Raw genomic sequence first — 25,627 nt, forward strand, 5'->3', positions numbered from 1 at the left:
ATGCCCCCTTATTGATCCGATCGGCCGTCCCCGTCTCCGGCGGCCGCAAGACCGAATTCCTCCCTTTTTTTCCGGAGCTCCTTGTTGATTTCCCTTACGCCCTCTTCGACCGCCTCGCGGACCAATTTCCCGTTCAGGACGATTTCGTTCCACATATTGGCGATATGGCGCGTCGTGAAGTACCCCCCGACGACCACCTCCCGTTCCCTGAACCATTCCCACTGCTCCAAAATGGCGTCCAGGTCGTCCCGCTCCCAAGGAAGCCGGTTGAGCGCCTCGACGTTCGCGGTATTCCAGCGGGCTTCCACGCCGAGCAGCGCCTCGAGCTCCGTGCCGAATCGCTCCTGGGCGTCCGCGCTCGTCCACCACTTCAGAAATTGCCACGCTTCGTCCTTCATCTCCGAGTCTTTGAAAATGATGCCCGTCTGGCCAAGCCCGCCCGTGGAACGGTTAATTCGCCCGTCCGGCTGCGCGATGCCCGGAAGCGGCCGCATCTCCCACCAACCGGTCAATTCGGGCGCGGCGGTCGAGAGCAGAATGAACATCGAATAGTCGGCCACCCCGATCGGCATTTCGCCGGAGCGGAACCGGTTGTAGAAATCCGCCTGCTTCTCGATTTTGTAGTTGGTGAACAGCGAGGTCCACATTTCCATCGCCTGCAGCGCCTCCGGCGAATCGAGCGAATAAGACATCCCTTCCTCGTCGTACAGCTCCCCGCCGTGCTGGAACAGGAACGGAGCGAACTCGTTCACGGCGACGCCCGGATTGTTCGGCGCGTGCGGGTAGTAGAAGTCCATGCCGTTCTGCTGCAGCAGCGGGATGAGCGCCATCGCCTCCTCCCACGTTTGCGGGATTTCCTCGTCCGTTATGCCGAGCTCGGACATGACGTCCTTCCGATAGAACAGCATGTTGAAATTTTGGTTCTCGGGCAGCGCGTAATCCCCGCCGTTGTACTTGTACGGGATAAGCGCCCCCGGCCTGAAGCGGTCCGCGACCTCGTCGTAGTCGCCGAACTCGTTCAGGTTGACGAGCGCGTTCCGTACGGCGAAATCGATCGGCGTCTCGCCTTCGACCCCGAGCGCGACGTCCGGCGTGAGCCCCGACGTGTTCGCCAGCAGCAGCGCCTGCATCTGCCCCGCCGGGATCAGATTGACGTTTACTTTGATGCCGGTTTCCGTCGTGAAATCCTCGTCGATCATCTGCTTGATGATCTGCACCCAGTCCCGGCCCCGCGCGACCCATACGTCCAGCGCTTCTTCGTCCTCGTACACGTTGCCGACGCCGCCGTAATCCTTCACGAACGAGTAAGCGAGATCCATCGCGCTCGATTTGAGCTTCGCATGCCAAGGCGCGACGGGCTTCGGCCATGCTTGGTCGGGCGATTGAATCAGGATGTAATCGAGCAGCAGCCGCTGCCCGCTGAGACCGTTGATCCACGTGCCCAACTGGGATTGAAGATCGTTGATCGAAGCCAGTCTTCCGGGAATCGTCCTCGTCTCGTCCGCCATGCCGAGAATCGTGTCCCGCACCTCGAGAAGCGTGCTGATGTCCGAGCTGCCCTGCTCCACGCCGAGCTCGTAGAGCGACTGGACGACGTCGTGAATATTGCGCGCCAGGATGTGCAGTCGCGGCACGAGATTCGGCACGCTCCCCTCCAATTCCCAATCGATGTTCGGATCGGGGCTCGTGCCGGTGACGCGAATGATTTCGCGGTACAGCAGGGACAGCTTATTCGACGTGACGCGCACCGTATCCAGCAAGCCGCCCAAACTGCCGACCTGGACTTCCATCCGGATCGTATGCTTGCCTTTTGCCAGGTAATAGAGATAGTCTTCCTCACCGGCTCCCAGCCGTTTGATTTGCCAGCCCGCCTTATAGGGGAACAGCGTGCCGTTCATTTCACGGAAGGGCAGCTTCCCGTCGATCGTTATTTTCCGCTCCGTCGGAATGCCGTTCAAATAATGCTGGCCGAACCGCATGCCGATGTTGTAAAGCCCGTCCTCCGGCACTTCGAATTCCCATTCCGCCCACTGCTCGCCGCTGCGCCAGCTGTCGCCGCCGAACGCGTTGAGCGCGATCGCCTTTTGATTGAAAGGCTCGGTCGACGGCTCGCGGTCCTCCACCCGTTTAAGCGTCGGATCCGATCGCAGCGACGCTTCCTCGGCCTGGATTTTGATTCGTGTCCCTTTCGTTTCCTCGTAGCCAAGCTCCTCATATTGCCGTTTGACTTGGGCGTAGTCGGGAGGACTTGCCGGCGAAAAAATGCGGATGTCGCCCATGGCCGCCGGCTCCCGCACCGCCGCGATCCGAAGGACATGCTCGCCCTCCGTCAAATAAAAGCGGAGCGGCTCGGCAATCTTCGCCTCCGAATCCCGGAGCGCCTTGTACTGCCACCCGAAAATCTCTTCTCTGGCCGGGTTGAATTCATTGCCCTGATTGTCTTGCCACGGTTCCCCCGATTCCCGCCACATGCGCTGGAGGGTCAGCTTCTTCGCCTGAAAGAACGGGTATTCCCCGTCGATCTGCACGCTCCTTACGACGCCGGAGCGCTTCCCCGGCAGCGCGTAATAGTCCATGCCGATCTGGTAGAAGCCGTCTTCCGGCACGGCGAACTTGTATTCCGCCCACCCGTTCTGATCGGTAAGGGCAAGCGCCTCGCCGAAATCGCCGGGAAGATCGGTCACCCTCTCTGCCCCTTCCTCGCTGACCGCGGAATAGTCGATCGAGCGGATTTTCGCTTCGAACCCGCCGGCATCGCCCGCCCCGTTCTGCCGATGGCCGGCTTCGTATTCGAAATAGGACGGCTCCAGCAAGCTTTGAATGTCTTCGTCCGCAAGAATCGACCGTTCCTCGATGTTGTCGTAGACTGGAATTCCCGCCATGGCCGCGTTGTCATAGCCGCGCGATTGAAACCATACGGCAGCAGGTGCCAGCAGCAAGGCCGCAATCAGCAGCCGGATTGCATTTTTTCGGAAAAACCGTTTCATGATACCCTCCCCCGCGTTTCCATCCCTGAACCGCATCCGATGCGGCGAGCCATGTCCGACCCTTGTTTGATAACGTTTACAACGCCGTGATTAATTTCGGCGAGACTCGAGCGTTTGCGTCTCTCGCACATTCACCATCCCCTTATGCCGCTCTGCGCCAAGCACACGATGAAACCGTTTCCAAATTTTAAAATATCAGAATTTCCCAATTAAAAATAGAACGATAATTGCTAACTACTTAACCGAAATTGCTAACTTATTCTTTTTCCCTCAAACTTGAAGATTTTGAAAATTGACAATAACAAGCCGGATAAATCGATTTTCTTCTTCTTAATACATGTTTCGTGTCGCAAATAAAATATCCAATATTGCTATCGATATCCAATCTTGCGATTAAGCGACAGCTGCGAACCATTTGATTATCGCGAACGTTTGTTCTAAAATAAAGGCTATAAAAATAAGCTTCGGGACAACGAAAGGAGTAACCAAGATGACAACGCTGAATCAAATCCCCGTCGTTAAAGCGGAAATGCTTATTCGAACACCTGTCGAAGACGTTTTTGAAGCTTTTGCCGACCCGGCGGTTACGACAAAATTTTGGTTTACGAAAAGCAGCGGCAGGTTGGAACCGGGCCGTCATGTCAAATGGGAGTGGGAGATGTACGGCGTTGCGGATGATCTCCTTGTCAAAGAAATCGAGAAAAACAAGCGGATTCGAATCGAATGGTCGGACACGACCGAGACAGAGTGGACGTTTGTGGCCCGAGGGGATAACGAAACCTTCGTTACGATTACAAGCTCGGGATATACGGGAAGCGGAGACGATATCGTGAATAGAGCCGTCGACGATATGGGCGGATACACGATCGTGTTATGCGGGCTTAAGGCGTATCTTGAGCATGGCATCGCGCTGAATCTTGTAGCGGACAAGGCTCCTGACGCCAATGTTAACCGTTAACAATCGACCCAATAACGGAGCTGTCCCAATAGTAGGTGAGTTCATGTGATGAGACTAAGTGAAAGCCATCCGACCACTGGGCTTACCTTTATAATTTCAAAAACTGAAACTAAATGCGAAAGAAGAGTGCTTCTTGGGCGTTTAGTTTCAAATTTTGAAACTAAATCGGTTAAAATTGAAAGGTACGTCGCGGATGGTATCGTTTAATTTCATATTTTGAAACTAGTTAAGGTGCGAATGGAGTTAAGAACAATTTAGTTTCATTTTTTGAAATTAGCCTCTCCGTCTCATGGTCGTCAAAGCCATACTGGGGCTGTCTCTAAGGCCGTTTCACGGTATTTTGAGACAGCCCCAGTTAGGAAACCACTATCGAATGCGGTCAGCAAGCCTCTGGATGTGGTCGAACTCCTCCTCCTATGACAGCTTAAGCTGCATATGACGCAAATACCGCCAACGGATCATGAAGAAGTAGATCAGCTGAATGAGGAAGAAGCTGACATAAATGCCGATCGCGTTGCCGAGCATCGGGAACTGGACGAGCAGCTTGATGTTGATGAAGGCGACGCCGCTGTGGATCATGGCCATCGCAAGCGGCAGGAAGAACATCAGCGTGAGCTGTCGAGTCACGAGCTTGTTCAGCTCCTTGCCGCTGAGGCCGAGCTTGCTGATCATTTGATACTGCTTCTCGTCCCGCTCCAGGTCCGCGTACAGACGGAAGTAGATGAAGCTTGCCGCGAACGTGAAGAAGACGACGCCGACCAATACGCTAATGATGAGCAGCATGCCGTTCAGCTGCTTGTCCTTGTGCCAATCCAGCGCGAGCGCATCGAAAAAATATTGCCCGTCTTCGGACGACGGAATGGATTCGTTCAGTTCTCGAGCGATGCGCAGCGTCTTCTCCCAATCGTCCACGACGTAATAATAATACGTCGGCTCTTCCCAGCCCTCGATTTCGCGCTCGGCGAGCGTATCGAACAATTCGTCCGCCACGACGAGCGTGTCGCTGTACTGGGAAAAAATAAAGGAGGACGTTCTTTTCTTGACCGCAACCTCTGCCGCTCCGCCGTTTGCCGTCTCCGGCACGATCGCGGCGACCGGGTCGAACGAGGTTACTTTATTCGCCCTCGACGCGACGCCGGACGCGATAATCGCTTCTCCGGGACCGCTTAACGTCTCCGCCTCATGGCCCAGCGCTTCGGCAAGGCGGTTGTAATCCGACAGCTTCGCGACCGCCAGCCCGTCATCCGTATATTTAAAGTAAGCCGAGCCGCGCTCGTAGGAAAACCCTCCTTCGGTCAGGCGGCCTTCGATTTGCCCCAGATGGTTCCGCTCGTCTTCATTCGACGAATGCGACGTATAGGTGAAAGCATACGGATTTTCTTTCTCCGACAGGTTCGGGTCGCCCATGGCGAGGCAGGAGCCGATGCCGCAGAAGGCGACGGCCGTCACGGTCGCGACCATGAAGAACATGTTCGCGTTGTCCCTCATCCGGTATGCGAGATCCGACAGCGTCAGCAGGTTGATTTTGCGGAAAAACAGCCGCTCCTTCTTCTTCAGCGCCCGGATGGCGTATACGCTCAGCTGCGTGAACAGGAGATAGGTGCCGAGCACGACGCAGCCGATGGCCGTTGACAACAGAATGAGGGAGAATGCTCTCCCCAGCACGAAATAAAACACCATGCCATAGCCGGCCAGCAGCAGGACCAGCGCCAGAAGCGACAGCCAGACCGATGCCTTCGGCTCCTCCCTCGGCTTCTCGTCCGACTTGATCAGCTCCAGCAGCTGGTGGCGCTTGCCGACGCGGGAGGTGAGCAGCGAAATGACGAGAAACAGAAGCAGGAACGCGCCCGCCGTCGTCCATACCGCTTGAATCGGCACATAGAAGGGCAGCCCTTCCTCCAGCATGAGGAGCCGCTCGCTGACGAGCAGGAACAGCTTCGTGAACAGGATGCCGGCGCCGATCCCGACGAGGATCGAGACGAGGCCGATGATCATGTTCTCGATGAAGACCAGCCGGTTGCGCTGCTTATCCGACATCCCCAGCATCATCAGAATGCCGAATTCCCGTTTGCGCACCTTCAGGAAAGCGCCCGCCGAATAGAGCAAAAAGAAGAACGAAAAGATGAAAATAAAATATTGCGAAATTTTCAGCCCCATCGTCCCGAGCAGGGAAGCGGTGTCGCCGCTGGCGGCCAGCTGCCCCTGCAGGGACGGGTGGTACAGCAGCACCGCATAGATGAAAAAAATCATGACCGCGAACGCGCTGCTCATGAAGTGGGCGGCGTACGTCCGTTTCTTGCGAAGGACGTTATTAAACGCGAACTGTCGAAAATTCATTCTCGTTCCCTCCAAGCAAAGCGAGCACGTTGATGATCTTCTGGTAGAAGGCCGGGCGATTGTCCCCGCAATGGATCTCGGTATAAAATTGCCCGTCCTTAATGAACAGGACGCGGTCGCAGTAGCTGGCGGCCATCGCGTCGTGCGTGACGAGCATCATCGTCGTGTTCTCCTCTTTGTTCAGCTTGCCCATCAGCTCCATGACGTCGCGGGCGGCCTTCGAGTCGAGATTGCCCGTCGGCTCGTCGGCGAGCACGAGCTTCGGCTGATGGATCAGCGCCCGGGCGATCGCCGTCCGCTGCGCCTGCCCGCCGGATATTTCGTACGTGCGCTTGTCCAATATTTCCGCAATGCCGAGCTTCTCGGCCATATAGGCGGTTCTGCGCTTCATCTCGTTCAAATCCGTCCCGTCGAGCGTAAGCGGGAGCACGATATTTTCGCGCACCGTCAGCGTGTCCAGCAGGTTGAACGACTGGAAGACGAAGCCCAGCTCCCGCCGGCGGAAGTGGGCAAGCTTCTCCCGCGACAGCTCGTACGGATCCTCCCCGCCGATGCGCAGCTCGCCCGACGTCGGACGGTCGATCGTCGACACCATGTTGAGCAGCGTCGTTTTGCCGCTCCCGGAAGGCCCCATGATACCGACGAATTCCCCCTTGTTGATCGTTAAATCGATATTCGTCAATGCCTTGTAGGCAACCTTGCCCGGATAAACCTTGTTCAAATTGCGCGCTTTCAGCAGCTCCATAGCCCTCTCTCCTCGCGGTTTGTCGTTACGTCTAGTGTAGACCATGCGAGCATCGATCTCCTAACGGTCCGGCTTTCATTTCCCTAACAACTTTGTAAGCTTCGAGAATATTTGCCTTTCGCGCTTGGAAGCCTATAGGCAAAGCAGCGCAAGGATAAAAATGGCAGGAGCGCACAAAATGAAGCTTGGAAGTCATGTCAGCATCCGGGGCGGCTATTGCGCCGCGGCCCGGGAGGCATTAAGCCTCGGAGGAGGAGCCTTTCAATATTTCCCCAAAAATCCGCGCAGCTTGTCCGTGAAAGCCTATGACGAGCGGGATGCGGACAACTGCAAGCGGTTTTGCCGCGAGCACGGCCTCCTCTCCGTCGCTCACGCCCCCTACCCGACGAATTTGTCGTCTGAAGAGCCCGGGCTTAGGCAAGCGACGATCCAATCCGTTATCAATGATTTGGCTATCGCCGATGCGTGCGGATCGATCGGCCTCGTCGTGCATTTCGGGAAATACGGCGGCCGCGATCCTCTGCAAGGTTATAAATTAATGATCGACATGCTGAACAAAGTGCTTATGGACTGGAAGGGCGACGCTCTGCTGCTTATTGAGAACAATGCGGGACAAGGGGCGAAAATGGGCATCGCGCTCGAGGAGCTCGTTCAAATCCGCGGACTGACGGATTTCCCCGACCGGATCGGCTATTGCCTCGATACATGCCATGCGTTCGCGAGCGGCTTATGGTCGGGACACGATTGGGCGGCCGTCATGGAGAAAGGGATCGGACTAGGATATTTCGAGAGCCTGCGGGCCGTCCATCTGAACGATTCCGCACATCCCGGCCGCTCCTATCGGGATCGGCATGCCAATATCGGAAAGGGCTATATCGGAGAGGATAATATGAGGAATTTTTTGCGCTCCCCCGTCATCAGGGAGCTTCCCGTCATACTGGAGACGCCTAGCGCTCCGGGCTATTCGCACCGGGAGGAGATTCGATACGTAGGCGCGCTCGCCGCTTCGAACGATGAACGGCCGCCGACCTGATGGCCGGCGGCCGTTCATTCGGGTTCGACCTGCCTCGCCGCGTACGGAAAAATAACGCGGACGGTCGTGCCGCGGCCCGGCTCCGACTCGACCTCGATCTCGTGGTTCATTTTGTCCAGGACCGACTTGACGATGTAGAGCCCCATGCCCGTCGATTCCTTGAATCGCCTCCCATTCTCGCCGGTGAAGAATGGCTGGAAGATGCGGGACCGATCGGACGCCGGGATGCCCGCGCCCGAATCGGCCACCTCCAGCATGACCGCTCGGTCGTTCGCGTAAGCGCGGACGGCGACCTTGGTCCGGGTGCCCGCCGAATATTTCACCGCGTTCGAGATCAGCTGCTGGATAATGAAGCGGAGCCACTTACCGTCCGTCTCCACCTTCAAGTCTTCCTCGATCTGCATGTCCGGGTAGACGAAGCTGCGGATGAACAGCCTTTTGTTGTCCATAATGACCTCGTTGACCGCTTCGCGAAGCGATACCGTCTCGACGGAAAAGTCCTGCTCGAACGTCTCCAGCCTCGCCATGTACAGCACCATCTCCAGCCCTTTGCGGATGCGCTCGGTTTCCTCCCGCATGCTCTCGTCGCGAGGTTCGCCGCCGTCTTGCAGCAGCAGCTCCAGCACCGACAGCGGCGTCTTCATTTGATGAACCCATTGGTTCATGAACGTAATATGGTTCCGGCGGACCCGCTCGCCCTCGATCATCCGGTTCTGGTAATGGCGGTACTGCGCTTGCAGCAGCTCGCCGAGCGCGCCGGGCAGCGGCGCGAATTCCAGGCTCCGGATGGATTCCTCCAGCCGCGGCTGCCCCCGCTCCAGTAGCGCGTAAAATCTGCGATGGGTGTAATAGCGATAGGCCAAGTATCCGAGGAACACCGCCGCGCCGAGAAGAAGCGCGTAGGACGCGACATTGAAATCCCGGTAGCCGTCCAGCCAGAAGACGACGGCGACCGCGGCAAGCTGCAAAGCCGTAAAGCAGATAAGCGCCAACTGGTCGCGCCAGAACAGCCTCATCGCTCGGCCTCGCGCAGCCATGTGTCGTTCAGCCGGTAGCCCGTGCCGCGGACGGTCTCGAGCGCGTCCTCGATGCCGAGCTCCGCAAGCTTCTTGCGGACGCGCGTAATATTGACGCTAAGCGCGTTATCGTCCACGTACGTATAGTCGTCCCACAGCTTCTCCAGTATCGTCTCCCTGCTAACCAGCCGCCGGCATCGCTCCAGCAGCGTCTCCACGAGCACCGTCTCCTTCTTCGTCAAGGCGACGGCGCGGCCGTGCAGGCGCAGCTCCATCCGCTCCGGGTACAGCGCCAGCCCCGACCGTTCGACCGTGCGCTCGCCGGCCGACGCCGCGTAATCGCCGTATACTCTTCTGAGCTGGCTGCGGATTTTGGCCATGACGACCTCGTAATGAAACGGCTTCGTCAAATAATCGTCCGCGCCGTTCTCGATGGCGCGAACCTGGTCCATCTCCCCGCCCCGGGCGGAGATGAAGATGATCGGACAGGTCGACACCGTCCGGATCTGCCTGCACCAATAGAAGCCGTCGAAGCTCGGCAGATTAATATCCATCAGCACGACATGCGGCTTGATCCGCTCGAACTGCTCGAGGATGCGGCCGAAGTCCGTCGTGACGACGGCCTCGTTTCCGTATTTTTCGATATGCGCCTTCAACAGCTGCGCGATTTTGTCATCGTCTTCCACGATCATGATTGTATACAACGCCAGACACCTGCCGCTTCAATGAGAGTGATATCCTTTCATTATAAAGAATCGAAAGGCCCCAAGTCACCTTTTCCCGCTCCGGCAATAGCCGGACAACGCAAAAACAGGAAGCCTCCCCGAAGGGCCTGCTCCCTGTCCCGCTCCGTTCATGCTACTGCTTCTGGATCGCGTTGCCGTAAATCTCGATGTATTTGGCCAAATTGAGTCCTTCGAAGCCCTTCACGTAGGCGTCCCATTCCTTCTCGATGTCCTTGCTGCCGATGATGAACTGGGCCATGCTCGACATGACGTAATCCTGGATCGAGGTCGTCAGCTGCGACGCGGCGTCCGTGTCCTCCGGCCGGATGAATACGCCGGTCGGGTAAATTTCCTTCGGCGAATACGGCGCATAGGTGTTCGTCGCCTGCGCGAGACGGGTTTCGTAGCCGTCGGCCTTGAGCGGGTCCTGGCCTACCGCGAACAAGTCGCGGAACTCCTTGGAAAGGTCCTTCGGCCCCATAAGCGACCAGCTGTCGTTGCGGATCAGGTCGGGATCGACCTCCGGCAGCCCGGTGAAGCTGTACTTCGCCTGCTCGCCGTCGATGTTCTTCTCGCCTTCCTCGGCCTTCTTCCAGCCGAAGCCTTCCTCCGTACCGTATTCGCTGAGCAGCGCGCCTTCCTCGCCGAAGGCGTAATCCATCATTTTGATCGCTGCGATCTGCTGCGCCTCGGACGCCTTGTTCGTCAGCGCGAACTGGAATTCGCCGATGCCCTGCGACGCGCCGGCCAGCTGCACGCCCTCCGGCCCTTTGAGCGGCGGCACGATGGCCCAGTGCTTATGCCGGGTCAGCTTCTCGTCGTAAGGGTTGACCAAATAGCTGACGAGCGCCGTCGTGATCGAGCCGACCAGCTCGTCGCCCTCGCGGTTGCCAAGCTGCCCGACGGCTTGGTCGTTCTGGGTGAACGATGCCGGATCGATGAGCCCTTCCTCGTACAGCTTGTTCATGTAGAGCAAGCCCTGCTTCCAGCCCTCCTGATTGGCGGCGAATTCCACCTTGCCGTCCTTCAGGATCAAATATTTGCTGTTGTCGTTATAGATGAAGGCGTTCATCAGGAACGCGTCGATGTTGCCGTTCCATACGTACTTGTTCGGCGCGCCCGTCAGCGGAATTTCGTCGGCCTTGCCGTTGCCGTTCGGATCCTTCTCCTTGAACGCCTTGAGCACCGTATAGAGCTCGTCGGTCGTCGTCGGGATGCCGAGGCCGACCTTGTCGAGCCATTCCGTATTGATCCAGTACTTTTGCGAGAAGGTGCAGTGGTAGCACTCGTTCAAGCGCGGAAGCGCGTAAATGTTGCCGTCCGTCGACGTCATGGCGTCTTTGAAATAAGGCTTCTTCTCCATCATCGCCTTAATGTTCGGCGCGTGCTGCTCGATCAGATCGTTCAGCGGAAGGAAGACGCCCTGCTTGCCGTACGTCAGCAAATCGGTATTCGTGAATTTGCCCTCCAGGAACACCTCGGGGTAATCGCCGCTGGCGAGCAGCAATTGGCGGCGGTCGACCAGGGCGTCCGTCGGCGCCAGGTCCCACTTGATCTTGACGTTGAATTTCTCCTCGATATGCTTCGTATAGCTGTTATCCTCGAGCGGCGCCTTGCCCTGTGGAGCGAAGAACGTGATGGATACCGGCCCGGAGTCTGTATTTGTATCTCCCGCATTGTCCGCAGCATTGCCTTCACTGCCTTTACCGCATGCCGAAAGCACCAATGTAACGCTTAACACGAGCGCAAGCATGGAAACAAACGTTTTTCGCAAGGTTACCCCTCCTGAATGAAGATAATGTTAATGATGAACCTTCCAGCGGCCGTTGACAAGCGCCGCGCTATCGACGGCATCCCCCCTCTCGGTAGCGCATCCGAAGTTTACCCCTTCAAGGAACCGATCATGACGCCCTTTACAAAATGCCGCTGGACGAGCGGATACATGACGAGCACCGGCACGGAAGCAACGACGATGAGCGCGTATTTGAGCGCTTGCTCGAACCCTTGCTCGCGCATTTTGCCCGCCGTGTTCGCCAGCATCTCCGGATCGGACGCGTTAAGAATAAGCAGGTTGCGCAGCACGTATTGCAGCGGGAACAGATTCTCCGACCGCAAGTAAATGAGCGCGTCGAAGTAGGCGTTCCAGTGGCCGACCGCGTACATAAGCGTCATGACGGCGAGGATCGGCTTTGACAGCGGCAGCGCGACGCTGAGCAGAAACCGCGTGTCGCGGCAGCCGTCGATCTGGGCGGCCTCGTACAGCTCCTGCGGAATCGACGTCTGGAAGAACGTCCGGGCGATGACGACCTGGAAGACCGACAAGGCGCCCGGCAGCCACATCGCCCACCGCGTATCGAGCATGTCCAAATCCTTGACGAGCAGGTAGGTCGGGATGAGCCCGCCGCTGAAAAACATCGTAATCATAAGCAAAATCATGAACGCACTGCGGCCGTAAAATCGTTTGACCGAAAGCGGATAGGCGAGCAGCACCGTAAACAGCAAATTGATCAGCGTGCCGAACACCGTATAGACGACCGTGTTGTAATAGCCGGCCATCAGCTGCGAGCTTTGGAAGATCGATTTGTACGCCCGGAGGCTGAATTCCACCGGGTACAGCCATACCTGGCCGGTAACGACCGCCCTCGGCGAGCTGAAGGATGAGCTGATTATATAGAGAAGCGGGTATAGCACCGCCAGCGTGACCAGCGTTAAGAAAACGTAAATGCCGAGCAGGAACAGCCGGTCGCCCAGCGGTTCTTTTATTCTTCTTTTGACGGCCTGCATGCGGCTCCCCCCTTTACCAAAGACTGTTCTCGGATACCCGTCTCGCGATGAAATTGACGATGACGAGCAGGATCAGATTGACGACGGAATTGAACAAGCCGACGGCGGACGAGAAGCTGAAGTTGGCGCCGACCAGGCCGACCTTGTAGACGTAAGTCGAAATGACTTCGGAGGAGCTTAAGTTGAGCGGATTTTGCATCAAATAAATTTTCTCGAAGCCGACGCCCATAATGTTGCCGAGACTTAGGATCAGCATGATGACCGTGACCGGAATGAGCGACGGCAGATCGATGTGCAAAATCTTTTTCCACCGGCTGGCCCCGTCGACCCTCGCCGCCTCGTACAGCGCCGGATCGACGCCGGCGAGCGCGGCGATATAGACGATGGAGGCGTAGCCCATTTCCTGCCAGACGCCGGACCAGACGTAGATCGATTTGAAATATTCCGGCACGCCCATGAAATTCGTCATTTCGGCCCCGAACATCGCGAACAGCCGGTCGACGACCCCGACATGGGGCGTAAGCATAAGCATGACGATCGATACCATGACGACCGTCGAGATGAAATGCGGCGCGTACGTGACCATCTGCACCGATTTTTTGAACTTGCCCGTCCGGACCTCGTTCAGCGCAAGCGCCAGCAGGATCGGAATCGGAAAGCCGGCCAGCAGCGAGTAGAAGCTGACGCCGATCGTATTTCGAATGGTCAGCCAAAAATTCGGGGATTCGAAAAACGCGGTGAAATGCTTCATCCCGACCCAATCGCTGCCCCATATGCCCTGCACGACGTTAAAGTCCTTGAAGGCGATCTGCACGCCGAACATCGGCACGTATTTAAAAATAATAAGGTAGGCGACCGGCAGGAGAACCATGAAGTAAAGCTCCCAATGCCTCATGATCTTCTGCAGGACGGTCTGCTTGCCGACGTAACGCTTGTTGCCTTGAAACTCCCGCCTGAGCGGTTCTACCCGTGCATGCTCCAATTTGCAGTTCCCCTTCCCATCTTGTCCGGACAAGCATAAACGGCCGATCCCGTTCTTAGGCGGCATATGCCCGTTTCGCGATCCGTCCGGCATCTTGGCCGCATCCCGATTCTAGCTTCTTTACAAAACCTTCATCAATTCGTAAGATTCGCGTTTCTCCCGATTTTCGAAAAAGCCGCCTAAGCCGCGCAATATCGCCCGACTTTGCGTTTTTCGCGCCCGCTTCCCTTTTCTCGCGCTTATGAAAACAAAAAAAGCCTTGAGTAGCCGCGGCGATCGCGGTTCCCAAGGCATAGCGTCAATTCGCCTCCGCTAGCCGCTTGCGGAAATCCCGCGGCGACAAGCCGACAACGTTCTTGAACGCCCGGTTGAACGAGTTGTAATTGTAATAGCCGACCTCGCTGCTGATCGCCTGCATCGGCTTCTGCGTCTCGGAGAGCAGCTTCTTCGCCGAGTCGATGCGCAGGCCGATCAGAAAGTCGACGAAATTTTCGCCGAACTCCTCCTTGAACACTTTGCTCAAATATTTGGCGTTCAGCTGGAATTTGCCGCTTAAGTAGTCGAGCGACAGCTCGGAGTTGCCGTAGTTCGCTTCGATGTACGAACGGATTTCCAGCATGAGCGCTTTGCTGCCGTTCGCCTCGCGCTGCTCGTTCATATGCCCCGCCATCGCATCGAAGATGCGGATCAATTCCTCCCGCAGCTCGCCAAGCGTATCCCACCGCTTCGCCAGCCGCCGCAGCTCGTTCTGGACGTTCCGCCATATGTTGCGGTACTCTCTTGCGAGCTCCATGATCTCGCCTTCCAGGTGATGGATGAAAAAATGCAGCAGGCTCTCGATCTCCTTGCGCGGCAGCCGCGATTCGCGGATTTGCCCGATGAACGCGTCAAGCGGCTTTTGCCAATCCGGCTCGGCGAGGCGGAGCGACTGTGACAGCTGGGCGATCGTCTTGAAATACTCGTGGATTTCCTGCTGCGGCCGGACCGTCTCCTTCGCCTTGATAATCCGGTTGGCGCCGAGCACCGCCTTGAACTGCAGGCAATAATTCGCCATCTCGTACGAACGGCGCAGCTCCTCGAGCGTCTCGCCCGGCTCGCCCTGCCCGACCGTAATATTGTACCGCACGTTCTGCTCGATCCAGGCGCGGCACGCTTCGACGATCGCTTCGCATCGCCTCGCCGCGTCCGGCGACGGCGGCATCCATAGAATGATCGAGACGCGGCAGTCGGTCGTCCATTCCGCCCATACGGCCGCTCCGCTCGTTTTGGCCGTTTCGTGAATGATGCTGTACAGCGTAAATTTGAGAAGCGACTGATCCCGCTTATTGTACGTCTCGACGAAGGCCGGATAAGAATCGATCTCCATCACGTGGGCGGTCGCGAGCTTGCCTTCCACGTCCAGTTCGTAATTGCGCAGCTCGGAGATCCAATTCTCGTCGCTTATTTCCACGCTGCCTTCGAGCACCTGATGGAAATGGTATTTTTTTTGCAAAATAAGCTTCTCCCGGTATTGCTGCTGATATTGCTTCGTCTCGTTCATGAGGCTCTCGAGCGTATTCTGGATAAATCCGAACTCGCCCTCCTTCGCCCCCTTCTCTCCCTTGCTGCGCAGCGAATAGGTTTCGATGAGCGAAACGAGCTGCTGGATCGGCTTGTAGTTGCGCTTCGTCACGTAGATGACCCATAAGACGCCGAAGAGGACGGCCGCGATCGCGAAGACGAACCAGACGTTATAGAACGTAAGGGCGAGCCTCAGCCCGTTCTTGTCGACCAGGCCGCTGCTCACTTCCCATCCCGTGTAAGGGGACGTGTAGGAGGACAGCACGGCTTCGGAGCGGGATATACCTGCGAGACCGACGGGCTCCGGCTGCCGGGCCTCCTCGCCTGCGAGCACGTTGCGGCCCGAGCCGTCGAGCATATTCACGAACGCGATCTCCGGATTGTACATCCGCCCGATCATTTCGCGGAGCTTGCTCAGGCTGACGTTGACGACGAAATAGCCCTGCTTCGCGCTCATGTTGTAGGGGGCTTCCTTCACCAGCGTAATGACGCTTTCGGACTCGCTCAGCAGGAACGCCTTGAACTCCCGTTGTCCCGTCCATTTCACGCCGGGCTCGCCCGGCTTGTAGCCGTCGATGAACGCGGCGTCCTGGAACTCGCCCGCCGTATTCGACGAATCGCCGAATACGAAGCCGTCGCTGAAGCGGACGAAATAGACGGAATCGATGATCGGATAGTTGAACTTCAGCTCGTCGATGACCTTAAGCGCCTGGATGTTGGCATGGACGTCCATGCTGCTTCGGCTGAAAAAACGTTTCACGTCGGCGTTCGTTAAAATTTCGCGCACGACCCGGTAATCGATGTCCCGCAGCGACGTATCCGTGAAATGGATGACCTGCTGCGCGAGAAACTCGTTCGCTTTGATCGCTTCCCTGCGGTTTTGCTCGTTCAGCGTTTGAAAAAACACGACGAACAAAATCATGGTCACGATAAAAAAAACAGGCAGATACGATAACAACAAACGGCGAAACCACATTTTGTTCAACCTGGCATCCCCTTTCCCTGTGCTTATCTCTCTGTTATACCCCATTCGTCAAAGCCGGACAAGCGGCTCCGAGCCTGCTCATTGTCCTCGTTATCCAAAAAACTGACGCCTCGAGTCAGACGTCAGTTTCATCATGCGCTCTCTATTCAATTCGGAGGCGGAACACGTGCGCCGCAGGCGTGAGGCCAGCAAGGCCGCTCTCCGGAAGCCGTACCTGCAGTCCTTCCGAAGTCCGCTCGAACGCCAGCTTGCCGTCCGTTCCGAGCAGCTCGACGCTTGCGACCGGCTCTTTGTATGGAATAAGCAGCATGCCCGCGACGGGCGTATCGTCGTTCTCGTAGAGCCGCGTAGCATAGACATGGTCCGCTTTTTTCGTAAACGCGTAATCGCCCGTAAAGTAAGGGGCGCAAATTCTCGTCCCGTATACGGCCTCGCCGTGCGTACGAAGCCATGCGCCAAGCTCCTTGATCGACGCGACGGCGCCTTGCGGCAGCCGGCCGTCCGGCTGCGGTCCTACGTTCAGCGCAAGATTCCCGCCCTTGGCGACGACCTCCATCAGAATGCGCACCACTTCGCGCAGCGGCTTATAGCGGTCCTCGTAGCAGAAGGAGAACGACGTGCCGAGCGTAATGCAGCTTTCCCACGGCACGCGAAGCGGCTTGTCCGGAATCGTCTGCTCCGGCGTAACATAGTTTTCGTAAGGTCCCCCCACCGTTCGGTCCGTCGACAGCAGCCAAGGCTGGGTCAGACGCGCGCGGTCGACCAGCTCGCCGAGCCGGATATCCTGCGGCACCCTGCCCCCGTCCCTTACCCAGCCGGCGTCCAGCCACAGCACGTCGATGCGCCCGTACTTCGTCAGCAGCTCCGTCATTTGCTCATGCGTGAACTGAACGAACCGCTCCCACAGCTCCGGATGCTCCTTCGGGTCGTACGAAGGGCCGCGCCACATATAGTCGCCGCGCGCCATGCCCGGCGCCCAGTACGATGGCGTGTGCCAGTCGGCCTTGGAGAAGTAGGCCGCGATCGCCAGCCCCTTGTCCCGGAAGGCGTCGAAGACATGCTTGCAAATATCGGCGTGCCGGTGCTCGCGGAATGGCGATTCCGGGCCCGTAATCCGGTAATCGGTCGTGCCGGTATCCCACATGCAGAAGCCGTCGTGGTGCTTCGTCGTGAAGATCAAATACTTAAACCCGCCGTCCGCGGCGATCTCCGCCCACTTATCCGGCTGCAGCCTGACGGGATTGAACGTCTTGTTCAGGTCGAAATATTGCCGCTTCAGCTCCTCGCCGTCCGTCACCCAGTCGATCCCGCCGCGGGACCAATCGCCGTCCTCGTCGCTGAGCGCCCACGACTCCACGACGCCGAGCTGGGAATAAGGCCCCCAGTGCATCATGATGCCGAGCTTCTGGTCCTGGAACCATTCCAGCCGCTCGAGAAGGAGCGGATCGGTCGGCCTTACCCATTCGTCCTCGCTGCTGTAATTGTGAACGCCGTGCTGCGTCTCCTCCGCTTCCGTCACCTGCGCGCTGTCGCCGGTTTGAATCGCATCGTTGCTCATTAATCCAGTTCCTCCTTCAGGGATACAATATCGTTTCGTCTGCAATCGTTCGCGCTTGCTGCCAAGCCTTTCTTTCTATATTGGATATTTTCGGTTCGGAGCGCAATTCGTATCTTTCCGGCCACTCCACCTTTTTCTTTAACGAATTGTAAAAGAAGGCGAGGCCAAGTACACGATTTTCTTGAAGTTCTCCTTTTTCGTTTAGTCATTTGGATCACTGGATAAAAAAAGCTCTTTTGCAATTTGAATGAACAGTTTGACCCCGTGCGAAGCTTCTTTTAATGAAGGAACCGCCAGGTGAATTTCTCTATAAGGCTGCGGATCAATTGTCCGGATACGGACATTAGGTGGAATTGCAGATAGCGATAGAGAAGTTTTCGATACGATCGAGATGCCTAGCCCTTCTTGAATCAGGCTCAACGCCGTGTTTATGTTATGACCGTTATATTTGGTGTTCAACGTGGCTCCATATTGCTGAAACAGTTCGTAAATCGGCGTTACAAACCCGCCTTTGCACACAATCATTGGTTCATTATTCAGATCCGTAATTTGGATGGTTCGGCGATTTTGCAATGGATGATCATCCCGATGGATTAGACATAATTCATCTCGGAAGAAGGGGATCGTTACAAGTTCGTTGCTCGGCGGAATGATCCAACCGACATCGATCCTTCTGGAATCTAGCCATTTTTTAATCTCATCGATGGTCCCGTCATACAGTTCGAATGTCAGCCCCGGATGCTTTTCCCCAATAACCCGCAATATTTTCGGCACGAAGTGCGCGGACACAATCGGAAACACCCCAACACGAACAGTGCCAACTTCAAACCCCTTTTCAGCCGTGACCTCCTGCTCAACCTTATTGTATCCGTGCAAAATCTCTCTGAATAGGGCAAGCAACCGCTCGCCAATGTCGGTGAGGATAACCCCGCTTTTCCGATCCCGAATCATAAGAGTGACTCCTAATTCGGATTCAAGTGTAGAGATGGCGCGACTTACGGCAGGTTGCGTCATACTCAGTTGCTCACCGGCCTTGGTAAAGCTACCGGTCTCGACTATCTTTGCAAACAAAATAAGTTGAGAATGATTCATAACAAATCTGATATCCCCCTCATATGAAACATTCATTTTATTTATGTATCGAGCTATTGTACCATAGGAAACACCATCACAGAAAGGAGCTTGAAGAAACATGCAGCTCTCGAGAACAAATACATTTATCCTGCTAACCTTTTTAGTTGCGATGTGGGGGGTGAACTGGCCGCTTTCTAAATACGCACTTGAATTCGCAACACCGTTGCTATTTGCTGGCTTAAGGATTACGATCGGAGGTCTCCTTTTGCTTATTTTCGCTATACCTCGCTATCGAAATCTTAATTTGAAGCATACTTGGCACATCTATCTGATTTCCGCAATATTGAACATCATTCTCTTTTTCGGGTTTCAAACATTCGGACTGAGTATGATGCCTGCCGGTTTATTTTCGACGATCGTGTTCATGCAGCCAGTTCTGCTCGGAATCGGAGCTTGGTTGTGGTTGGGTGAATCCATGAATGGCTTCAAAATAGTCGGCTTGATTTTAGGTTTCATAGGAGTCGCTGTTATTAGCATAAACGATGGCTCCGGAAATATTTCGACCGTTGGTGTATTGCTTGGTTTAGCCAGCACGGTTACATGGTCATTCGGTACGATTTATATGAAGAAATCATCTGCTAAAGTCGATGCGATCTGGTTAACTACTCTTCAAATGATCTTCGGTGGAATCGTATTGTTGATTACGGGATCTGCCGTTGAAAACTGGACGGAAATCGTTTGGAACCAGCCGTTCATCTCGACGTTGTCGGTTATTGCGATCTTCTGTACGGCCTTGACCTGGCTCGTTTTCTTTCTGCTTGTCCGATCAGGCGAAGCCGGCAAAATGGGATCGTTTAATTTTCTGGTCCCACTCATTGCGATCGTCGTTAGCGTTATTTTTTTAGGAGAAACAATCACTGCTAAGATGGTGGTCGGACTTATTTTAATTATCGTAGGTATTGTACTGGTGAACCTCCAAATGAGATCAATGAAAGATCGGGAAAATAGGCTAGAGGGAAGTACCGATTAAAACCTAAGAGGCGACCCGGGAGAGGGTCGCCTGTTTCATTTTATCAAATTCCATAATCGCTTGTTTCAACGATAGATCGTATCTCTGCTATTCCAAAGTCATGTCAACAACTTGTTTCGCGAACTTCGCATAGGGTTCGATCAGATCGGGACTTCGATCAATAGCCCACCTGAGGTTATCGAAAGCCTTTAATAGCAGAAACCGCCTTATGTCCGAAAGGTCTTTTTCACTTAAGCCGTACCCGTCCATAAACGCTTTGAATTCCTCAACGCTTGCGCTTTCTTCTAGTTCGAGTATTTGGTAGTGCATCAACTGAGCTACGGTTGTATGCGGCACCACGCTTACTTCTGCATTCCAGTCCAGCAATATAACTTGGTTTGCCTGATTGACCATCGTATTCTTTAAAGAGATATCTCCATGGTTTAAACCGAAGCGGAACGGTTCGCTCTTCAAATTTTCAAACAGGCTTCTTACTCTCAACGATTCCGTCTGAGTGATTACCCCAAGCTCAATCAAGCGATCATGCTCCGTCAAACGATTGATATTATACTGCACATACCCTTGCCAACTGCCGTCTGATCCGGCATGAGCAGGTGACTGAAACTCACCATCGACGGGATCAATCAGATGCCCTCCATATCCCTTCACTTGAATGGAATGAATAAGCTTGGCATATTCGCCCAGTTTCCTCCAAACATCGGACTTGGGAATAGCACTGTCTAACCCGTTGTCTCCCTCAATAAAGGCTTGAATCATATATGCGGTTTCATCAACGATACCAATGGACAACACCTCAGGTCCGGGAACGCCGACTGCGGCTGCTTGCTCGATACACCATTTTTCTTTGATAAAGCTTGGAAATTCATCTTTATCGTTCATGCGGACTACAACTTTGCGACTCTCCGTCTCGACTGCGCAAATCTGATTTGTGATGCCTTTACCTATGATCTGATATGAAGTTTTTACTTGTTCCAGAAAAAAATCGCCTGCAATTCGTTCTGCTTGTGTAAGTACAGAGTCTTCCATCGTTTATTTCATCCCCTCAAGTGTCGTGTTTCGAATAGTCTACCACACCCTTTTTTGGAAAGTACGTTTATAACTAAACTATACTGCCGTTAATTCAATAAAAAAGTGAAGCAGCTGCCGCAGCGCGCCACTCCACCCTTTCCTACTCAAAAAAGGATCGTCCAGCCTCGTTTAACCTGATGCCTCGTATAGGAGACTCCGGCCGCTTTTAATCCGTTGCGATCGAGCAAGGTGATAATATCGCCCCTGTCCCGAAGGAATCCGGGCTCGGTTACCGGGATCGACATAAACTGTCCGGGCCGGATAACGCCCTGCAGCTTGTACCTTCGTTTCGCCTTGTTGGCGATGGCCCACTCCGTCAAGTCGACGGCGCGGTTGGTAGCATTCAGCAGCGTGACCGTTTCGGCTCCGTCTTCAGGCAGCACGACGGCACCTGCGATGCGAATGCCTTCTTTCGCCGGAACCGGCGCGACACCGGTATCAGGTACCGCTTCCTCCTCGGAAGTGCCGATAGCGTGTCCCGATTGGTCGTCCGTATGCCACGACTGGGACTGGAATGCGAGGAATACGGCGATCCACCTGTCTTCCGACGGGAAATGCAAGAGCAGCCCTCCGTCTTGGTAGACGCCGTCGTCTCTCCCAAACCTGCCGCTGTTGCCTTGATTCATATGAATATTGTGAATGCCGTTGCCGGGCTCGAATCCGAAAATTTTGTCTTCCTTGCCTTGTTCCGGCCCCCATCTTTCCCCGAATGCGTACAGAACGGAATCATCGGTTTCCATCGCGCGCCTGATGTAGAAGTCAAGCTTCTCGTTCAGATCGTTGTCTCTTCCCGGTATGTCGAAGGCAAGCGGCACCATGTCACGCCGGTCGAACAGATTGCTGCGAATGTAATCGAGCGCCTGACCGTCAGGCTTGCTCGCCAGCGGCGTAAAACCAAACGGCAAAGCGGGCAAATCGGCAGTCATGACATGCTGAAAATGCTCAATCGTACAATACAACAGCTCGGACGGGTTAAGCTGCGACTTGACGTTGACCGCGATGCGGAAGTTTTCCTCATTCGTGCTGACGTGCACCTGATAATGGGCGTTCTGGTTTGTGCCTAAACGACGGTCGATCGCTTTGCATTTCAGTACTCCATAGGGGTGGATAGGCATAAGCAGCTCTCCTTTGATCCGGACTCGACAAGCTCCGTTAGTGACATTCGTTCGCAAAAACCGATGTTACGCTCTGAGCCTCTCAACTTATACTTTCCACGCAAAGGAGATAATTCCTACCCCTTTTCGTTGTAGCTTTTTTGTAAAAAAACCGCCTGCCCGAATCATGATCCCGTTGTTATATTAGAGAAAAATTAGGGAACAAAATCAACATTAAGTTTTAACATAGCCTAAATATTAGAAAGCCCCGCCCTCCCGGCCGGGAGAACGGAGCTCTTGCTTACTTCGCTGCCAAAGCTTTATGAATCGACGCCCCCTGGTGGTTGCGGTCAAGCGCGATCGCGAGATCGAATTGCTCGGCCGCTTCCGGTTCGCGGCCAAGGCCGAGCAGGCCGAGGCCCATCATGAAGCGGCAGTGGATGACGTTGCGCTTGTTCAAATCTTCGTCGAATACGAGGAAGTCCGGCAGCGATACGGCGAAATAGTCGATTTTGACGTCGTCGAACAAATGCTTCTCGGCATAATCGATCAGCTTGTTGAAACGGCGCTTCGCCTCCTTGCCGCTGCCAAGCTTCAGCCAAGCCAGCCCCTGGTAGAAAATCATTTCCGGCGGCTGGTCGTTGTAATACATCGCGCTCGCCGGTTCATCGAGGCCCTGCGACGCCGCTTCGAACGCCGCGCCCGCCTCCTGCTGCCGGCCGAGCCCTTCGAGCGCGCAGCCCAAGTAATAGAGCACGTTGTTCTCCTGCGCGCCGGCCAGCTTCGCTTCGCCGAGGTTCTCCGGATTTTCAAGCGCGCTCCGCAGCAGCCTCTCCGCCTCCGCGAAGTTCTGTTCGGCGAGCCGCTGCTTGGCTAACTCCACATTCGCGAGCACGTACTGGCCGAGCGTCTTGCCTTCGCCGCCCTCCCACGGATGGAAACGGCGGGATCCCAGCAGTTGCAGCGCTTCCTCGTGACGGCCCAGCGTATTGTGAAGCGTCGCGTACTCCAGGTACAGATCGTCTCGCTCCTTCACGAGCGATAGCTGCTCTTCAAGAGCGGCGAGCCTTTCCTCCGGCGAAAGGCCGATCTTCTTGTACAGCTGATCCAGCTCGTAGAAGACTCGGGCGTCCGTGCGACCGCAGGCAAACGCCGTTTCGAGCGACCGGCGCGCCTTCTCCGGTTCGTTGTTTTTATTGAAATAGGCGAGCGCCAAGTTCCGGTGCGCCACCGGGTACGACGGGTCGTTCGAGACGGATGCTTCCCAATGCGCAATCGCATCACCGTGACGCTTCTTGTCGTAGTAAAAGTTGCCCAGGAAATAATGGGCCTTCGCGTCGGTCGGATTCGCCTCGACCGCATGCAGGAGCACGGCCAGATCGAACAGGCTGTTCGGGAAGCAGTAATCCGGCGTCGCCGCGCTGCCGGCTTGCAGATGCGCTGCCGATTGCGCCGGCATTCCCAGCTTCGCATAGCCGAACGCAAGCGCGTAGTGGAGCATCGGATACGCATCCGCGTCCGCGCTTGGCGCCGCAAGATGAAGCACCCGAACCGCTTCCTCGTAAAGTCCCGCGCCGGCATAATCGGAAGCCAGTGACAGGTGGTTGTGCGCGTCGCCGCGCAGGAGCGCCGTCAATTCGCCGAGCGCTTGCGCCGCCGCGGCGGCATCCCCTTCGGCTTGGCCGATCAGAACAAGCTCATGGTAAGCGCCGAAGTCGGCGATATCGAGCCGGATCGTCTCCCGGTTGAACGTCTTCGCCTCTTGAAGCCTGCCGAGCTTGCGAAGCATGGCCGCCTTCAAATCCCGCGCTTTGTAGTTGCGCGCATTGCGAATCAGCGACCGTTCCGCAAGCTCGAGCGCTTCCTCGAAAGCCCCCTTCTCCGAAGCGATCTGCGCGAGCGAGAAGTAGCCGCCGTCCTGCCAAGCCGCCGACCAGACCGATTTGTAGAAAGCGGCGAACGCTTCCTCGAGCCGTCCCTGCGCCTTCAACGACACGCCGAGCTGGTAATGCGCCTCGCTGTCGTATGGATTCGGATTGCGCCACGTCATGCGGCCGATCGCTTTGCGGAAATGCGCCTCGCTCTCCGCGAACAAGCCTCTGCGGAGCAGCAGCGTCCCGTAGGCGACGTTGATGCGCGCGTCGTTCCCGTCCCGCTTCAAGCCTTCCAAATAATACGCTTCGGGCTCGAACGTCGCATGACGGTACTGCTCCAGATGGAGGCCCGCCAAATACAGCTCCTCGTTCGTTAGCAGCTCCTTCGGCTCCGGCAGCGGCTTGGCCGCATCCGGAATTTCCTCGATTTCCGGCTTCTTCGGCTGATAGCTGACCAGCACGCGTCCCGCGGCATCCTTCACCGTCAGCCGCAAGTCATGCGCTTCATCGTCCGCATGAAGCGGCACGACGGAAGTAAACGTGCGGCTTGGCGACAGATCCGCCGTCTCCTGCAAGTACACGCGGCGCTTGCTCTTCAGCTCGACCGTTGCCCCTTCGCAGATCGATGTGGCGTATGCCTGCACGGTCGCTTTCGCTTCCTTCGGATCGACCTCAAGGTTGACGGCCGCGTCGATCGTCGCGTTTTTGACGACTCCGATATGTTTGTACGGCATGAAGTACTGCTTGAACGATTTCTCCTCGTACGGCTGCAGCCAGGTGAAATCGGGCTGGTTGTCGGTATAGACGCCCGTCATCAGCTCGATGTAAGGGCCGTCCTCGTCCGTCAGGCTCCGATCCCACGCTTGGCCGAATTCGCCGTTGCCCCATGTCCACTGCTTCTTGCCCGGCGAAATATGGTGGTTGGCGACGTGCAGCAGGCCCGCCCGCACCGAATGGTCGTAGCCGCCGACGAAGTTGTAGTCCGACTTGTACGCCATGTACGAGGTCGGCACCGGAATGTTTTTGTAGCGGGAGATGTCGACGCCTTCGGAATAGTCCATTTTGTAATACGTGCCGGTCGCGATCGGAAACCGCGATACGTCGCGCTTGCCGTGGTCGAATACGGCGTTCACGTCCGGCGGGAACACCGACTGCGTATGATCGTTGACGGCGACGGCCGGGTTCGCCCACCAGAGGAACGTCTGCGGCTCCGGCGTCCGGTTGTACAGCTGGGCGTGGATTTCGAGATACGCTTTGCCCGGGTGCAGCGTGAAGCCCGCCGTTACCTTCGTGCCGTACATGCGGTCGATTTCGCTCACCCATACGGTCGCGCTGCCGTCTTCGTTTTCCGCCAGCCGGTATTCGACCGGGCCGAACGTGTTCGGCCGGTGATGCTGCGGCCAGTTGAACTCGATGCCGCCGGATATCCACGGACCGGCAAGCCCGACGAGCGCCGGCTTAATGACGCGGTTGTAATAGACAAAATCGTAGTTGTTCGTTTTGTCCACGGCACGGTAAATCCGGCCGCCGATTTCGGGCATGATTTCGATGCGCAAATATTCGTTTTCGAGGACGGCCAGCTTGTAAGGCTTAAGCGCCTTGTCGTCTTCGATTTTGTCGATGACCGGATGCGGGTATACTCTGCCCGAGCTGCCCTGATACACCCGCTTTTCCAGAAACATTGGATTTTTGTCTGGTTTTCCTACGCCGTACGTAGGAATATGCGCAACCTCCTCGAAGACGCGCGAACGCTCCATCGTTTCGTTCACCATATCCACTCCTTCATAGCTTGTTATAGCTATACCTTACAGGAGAAA

General features: G+C 55.9%; 16 protein-coding genes and 1 pseudogene. 3 read left to right on the forward strand and 14 right to left on the reverse strand.

Annotation, left to right across the window (positions count from 1 at the left end):
- Positions 1–8 precede the first annotated feature (8 nt).
- Entirely contained in the window at positions 9–2,987 is a 2,979-nt protein-coding gene (locus IDH41_RS04395; RefSeq protein ID WP_190858637.1) for an extracellular solute-binding protein, read from the reverse strand.
- A 490-nt stretch (positions 2,988–3,477) separates the two neighbouring features.
- Between IDH41_RS04395 and IDH41_RS04400 the strand changes: the two genes are divergently transcribed.
- Entirely contained in the window at positions 3,478–3,945 is a 468-nt protein-coding gene (locus IDH41_RS04400; RefSeq protein ID WP_190858639.1) for an SRPBCC family protein, read from the forward strand.
- Positions 3,946–4,359: 414 nt separating this feature from the next.
- Here IDH41_RS04400 and IDH41_RS04405 read toward each other — a convergent pair whose 3' ends face one another.
- A complete protein-coding gene (locus IDH41_RS04405) occupies positions 4,360–6,282 on the reverse strand; it encodes an FtsX-like permease family protein (RefSeq protein ID WP_190858641.1) in 1,923 nt (640 codons plus the stop codon).
- A complete protein-coding gene (locus tag IDH41_RS04410; RefSeq protein WP_190858643.1) occupies positions 6,257–7,027 on the reverse strand; it encodes an ABC transporter ATP-binding protein in 771 nt (256 codons plus the stop codon). Before IDH41_RS04410 ends, IDH41_RS04405 begins: the two co-directional genes overlap by 26 nt.
- Before the next feature lie 178 nt (positions 7,028–7,205).
- Here IDH41_RS04410 and IDH41_RS04415 point away from each other — a divergent pair, with 178 nt between their 5' ends.
- Entirely contained in the window at positions 7,206–8,060 is an 855-nt protein-coding gene (locus tag IDH41_RS04415) for a deoxyribonuclease IV (protein ID WP_190858645.1), read from the forward strand.
- Between the two features lie 14 nt (positions 8,061–8,074).
- Here the strand turns inward: IDH41_RS04415 and IDH41_RS04420 are convergent, their stop codons facing one another.
- The 8 genes from IDH41_RS04420 to IDH41_RS04455 form a co-directional block, all read right to left on the reverse strand.
- On the reverse strand, positions 8,075–9,076 hold the full coding sequence (locus IDH41_RS04420) for a sensor histidine kinase (RefSeq protein ID WP_190858647.1): 1,002 nt from the start codon (positions 9,074–9,076) through the stop codon (positions 8,075–8,077).
- A complete protein-coding gene (locus tag IDH41_RS04425) occupies positions 9,073–9,780 on the reverse strand; it encodes a response regulator transcription factor (protein ID WP_190858649.1) in 708 nt (235 codons plus the stop codon). Before IDH41_RS04425 ends, IDH41_RS04420 begins: the two co-directional genes overlap by 4 nt.
- Before the next feature lie 154 nt (positions 9,781–9,934).
- Positions 9,935–11,575, reverse strand: a complete 1,641-nt coding sequence (locus IDH41_RS04430) for an ABC transporter substrate-binding protein (RefSeq protein WP_190858651.1) — start codon at positions 11,573–11,575, stop codon at positions 9,935–9,937.
- A 107-nt stretch (positions 11,576–11,682) separates the two neighbouring features.
- On the reverse strand, positions 11,683–12,585 hold the full coding sequence (locus tag IDH41_RS04435) for a carbohydrate ABC transporter permease (protein ID WP_190858653.1): 903 nt from the start codon (positions 12,583–12,585) through the stop codon (positions 11,683–11,685).
- A gap of 13 nt (positions 12,586–12,598) precedes the next feature.
- The gene (locus tag IDH41_RS04440; protein ID WP_223829447.1) at positions 12,599–13,480 is read right to left on the reverse strand and encodes an ABC transporter permease; all 882 of its coding nucleotides are present in this window, start codon (positions 13,478–13,480) and stop codon (positions 12,599–12,601) included.
- Positions 13,481–13,865: 385 nt separating this feature from the next.
- Positions 13,866–16,103: a helix-turn-helix domain-containing protein gene (locus IDH41_RS04445; protein WP_223829448.1), complete on the reverse strand. Its 2,238-nt coding sequence runs from the start codon at positions 16,101–16,103 to the stop codon at positions 13,866–13,868.
- A 151-nt stretch (positions 16,104–16,254) separates the two neighbouring features.
- Positions 16,255–17,670, reverse strand: coding sequence for an alpha-L-fucosidase (locus IDH41_RS04450; protein ID WP_190858657.1), 1,416 nt, complete (start codon positions 17,668–17,670; stop codon positions 16,255–16,257).
- A 201-nt stretch (positions 17,671–17,871) separates the two neighbouring features.
- On the reverse strand, positions 17,872–18,762 hold the full coding sequence (locus tag IDH41_RS04455; protein ID WP_190858659.1) for a LysR family transcriptional regulator: 891 nt from the start codon (positions 18,760–18,762) through the stop codon (positions 17,872–17,874).
- Between the two features lie 100 nt (positions 18,763–18,862).
- Between IDH41_RS04455 and IDH41_RS04460 the strand changes: the two genes are divergently transcribed.
- A complete protein-coding gene (locus IDH41_RS04460; protein WP_190858661.1) occupies positions 18,863–19,774 on the forward strand; it encodes a DMT family transporter in 912 nt (303 codons plus the stop codon).
- 87 nt (positions 19,775–19,861) lie between these two features.
- Here the strand turns inward: IDH41_RS04460 and IDH41_RS04465 are convergent, their stop codons facing one another.
- The 3 genes and pseudogenes from IDH41_RS04465 to IDH41_RS04475 form a co-directional block, all read right to left on the reverse strand.
- A complete protein-coding gene (locus IDH41_RS04465) occupies positions 19,862–20,800 on the reverse strand; it encodes a phosphotransferase family protein (protein ID WP_190858663.1) in 939 nt (312 codons plus the stop codon).
- A 512-nt stretch (positions 20,801–21,312) separates the two neighbouring features.
- Positions 21,313–21,957, reverse strand: a pseudogene (locus IDH41_RS31195) (DUF2278 family protein); the annotation flags it as partial.
- Between the two features lie 280 nt (positions 21,958–22,237).
- Positions 22,238–25,579: a DUF5107 domain-containing protein gene (locus tag IDH41_RS04475; protein ID WP_449867040.1), complete on the reverse strand. Its 3,342-nt coding sequence runs from the start codon at positions 25,577–25,579 to the stop codon at positions 22,238–22,240.
- Between the last annotated feature and the right edge of the window lie 48 nt (positions 25,580–25,627).

It is taken from the genome of Paenibacillus arenilitoris, from assembly GCF_014705655.1.
GTDB classification, from domain to species: domain Bacteria; phylum Bacillota; class Bacilli; order Paenibacillales; family Paenibacillaceae; genus Pristimantibacillus; species Pristimantibacillus arenilitoris.

Excerpts from the sequence above, each read along its gene's own strand:
- IDH41_RS04395 (WP_190858637.1), bottom strand. The coding sequence starts at position 2,987 with ATGAAACGGTTTTTCCGAAAAAATGCAATCCGGCTGCTGATTGCGGCC.
- IDH41_RS04400 (WP_190858639.1), top strand. The coding sequence starts at position 3,478 with ATGACAACGCTGAATCAAATCCCCGTCGTTAAAGCGGAAATGCTTATT.
- IDH41_RS04405 (WP_190858641.1), bottom strand. The coding sequence starts at position 6,282 with ATGAATTTTCGACAGTTCGCGTTTAATAACGTCCTTCGCAAGAAACGG.
- IDH41_RS04410 (WP_190858643.1), bottom strand. The coding sequence starts at position 7,027 with ATGGAGCTGCTGAAAGCGCGCAATTTGAACAAGGTTTATCCGGGCAAG.
- IDH41_RS04415 (WP_190858645.1), top strand. The coding sequence starts at position 7,206 with ATGAAGCTTGGAAGTCATGTCAGCATCCGGGGCGGCTATTGCGCCGCG.
- IDH41_RS04420 (WP_190858647.1), bottom strand. The coding sequence starts at position 9,076 with ATGAGGCTGTTCTGGCGCGACCAGTTGGCGCTTATCTGCTTTACGGCT.
- IDH41_RS04435 (WP_190858653.1), bottom strand. The coding sequence starts at position 12,585 with ATGCAGGCCGTCAAAAGAAGAATAAAAGAACCGCTGGGCGACCGGCTG.
- IDH41_RS04440 (WP_223829447.1), bottom strand. The coding sequence starts at position 13,480 with ATGAGGCATTGGGAGCTTTACTTCATGGTTCTCCTGCCGGTCGCCTAC.
- IDH41_RS04445 (WP_223829448.1), bottom strand. The coding sequence starts at position 16,103 with ATGTGGTTTCGCCGTTTGTTGTTATCGTATCTGCCTGTTTTTTTTATC.
- IDH41_RS04450 (WP_190858657.1), bottom strand. The coding sequence starts at position 17,670 with ATGAGCAACGATGCGATTCAAACCGGCGACAGCGCGCAGGTGACGGAA.
- IDH41_RS04455 (WP_190858659.1), bottom strand. The coding sequence starts at position 18,762 with ATGAATCATTCTCAACTTATTTTGTTTGCAAAGATAGTCGAGACCGGT.
- IDH41_RS04460 (WP_190858661.1), top strand. The coding sequence starts at position 18,863 with ATGCAGCTCTCGAGAACAAATACATTTATCCTGCTAACCTTTTTAGTT.
- IDH41_RS04465 (WP_190858663.1), bottom strand. The coding sequence starts at position 20,800 with ATGGAAGACTCTGTACTTACACAAGCAGAACGAATTGCAGGCGATTTT.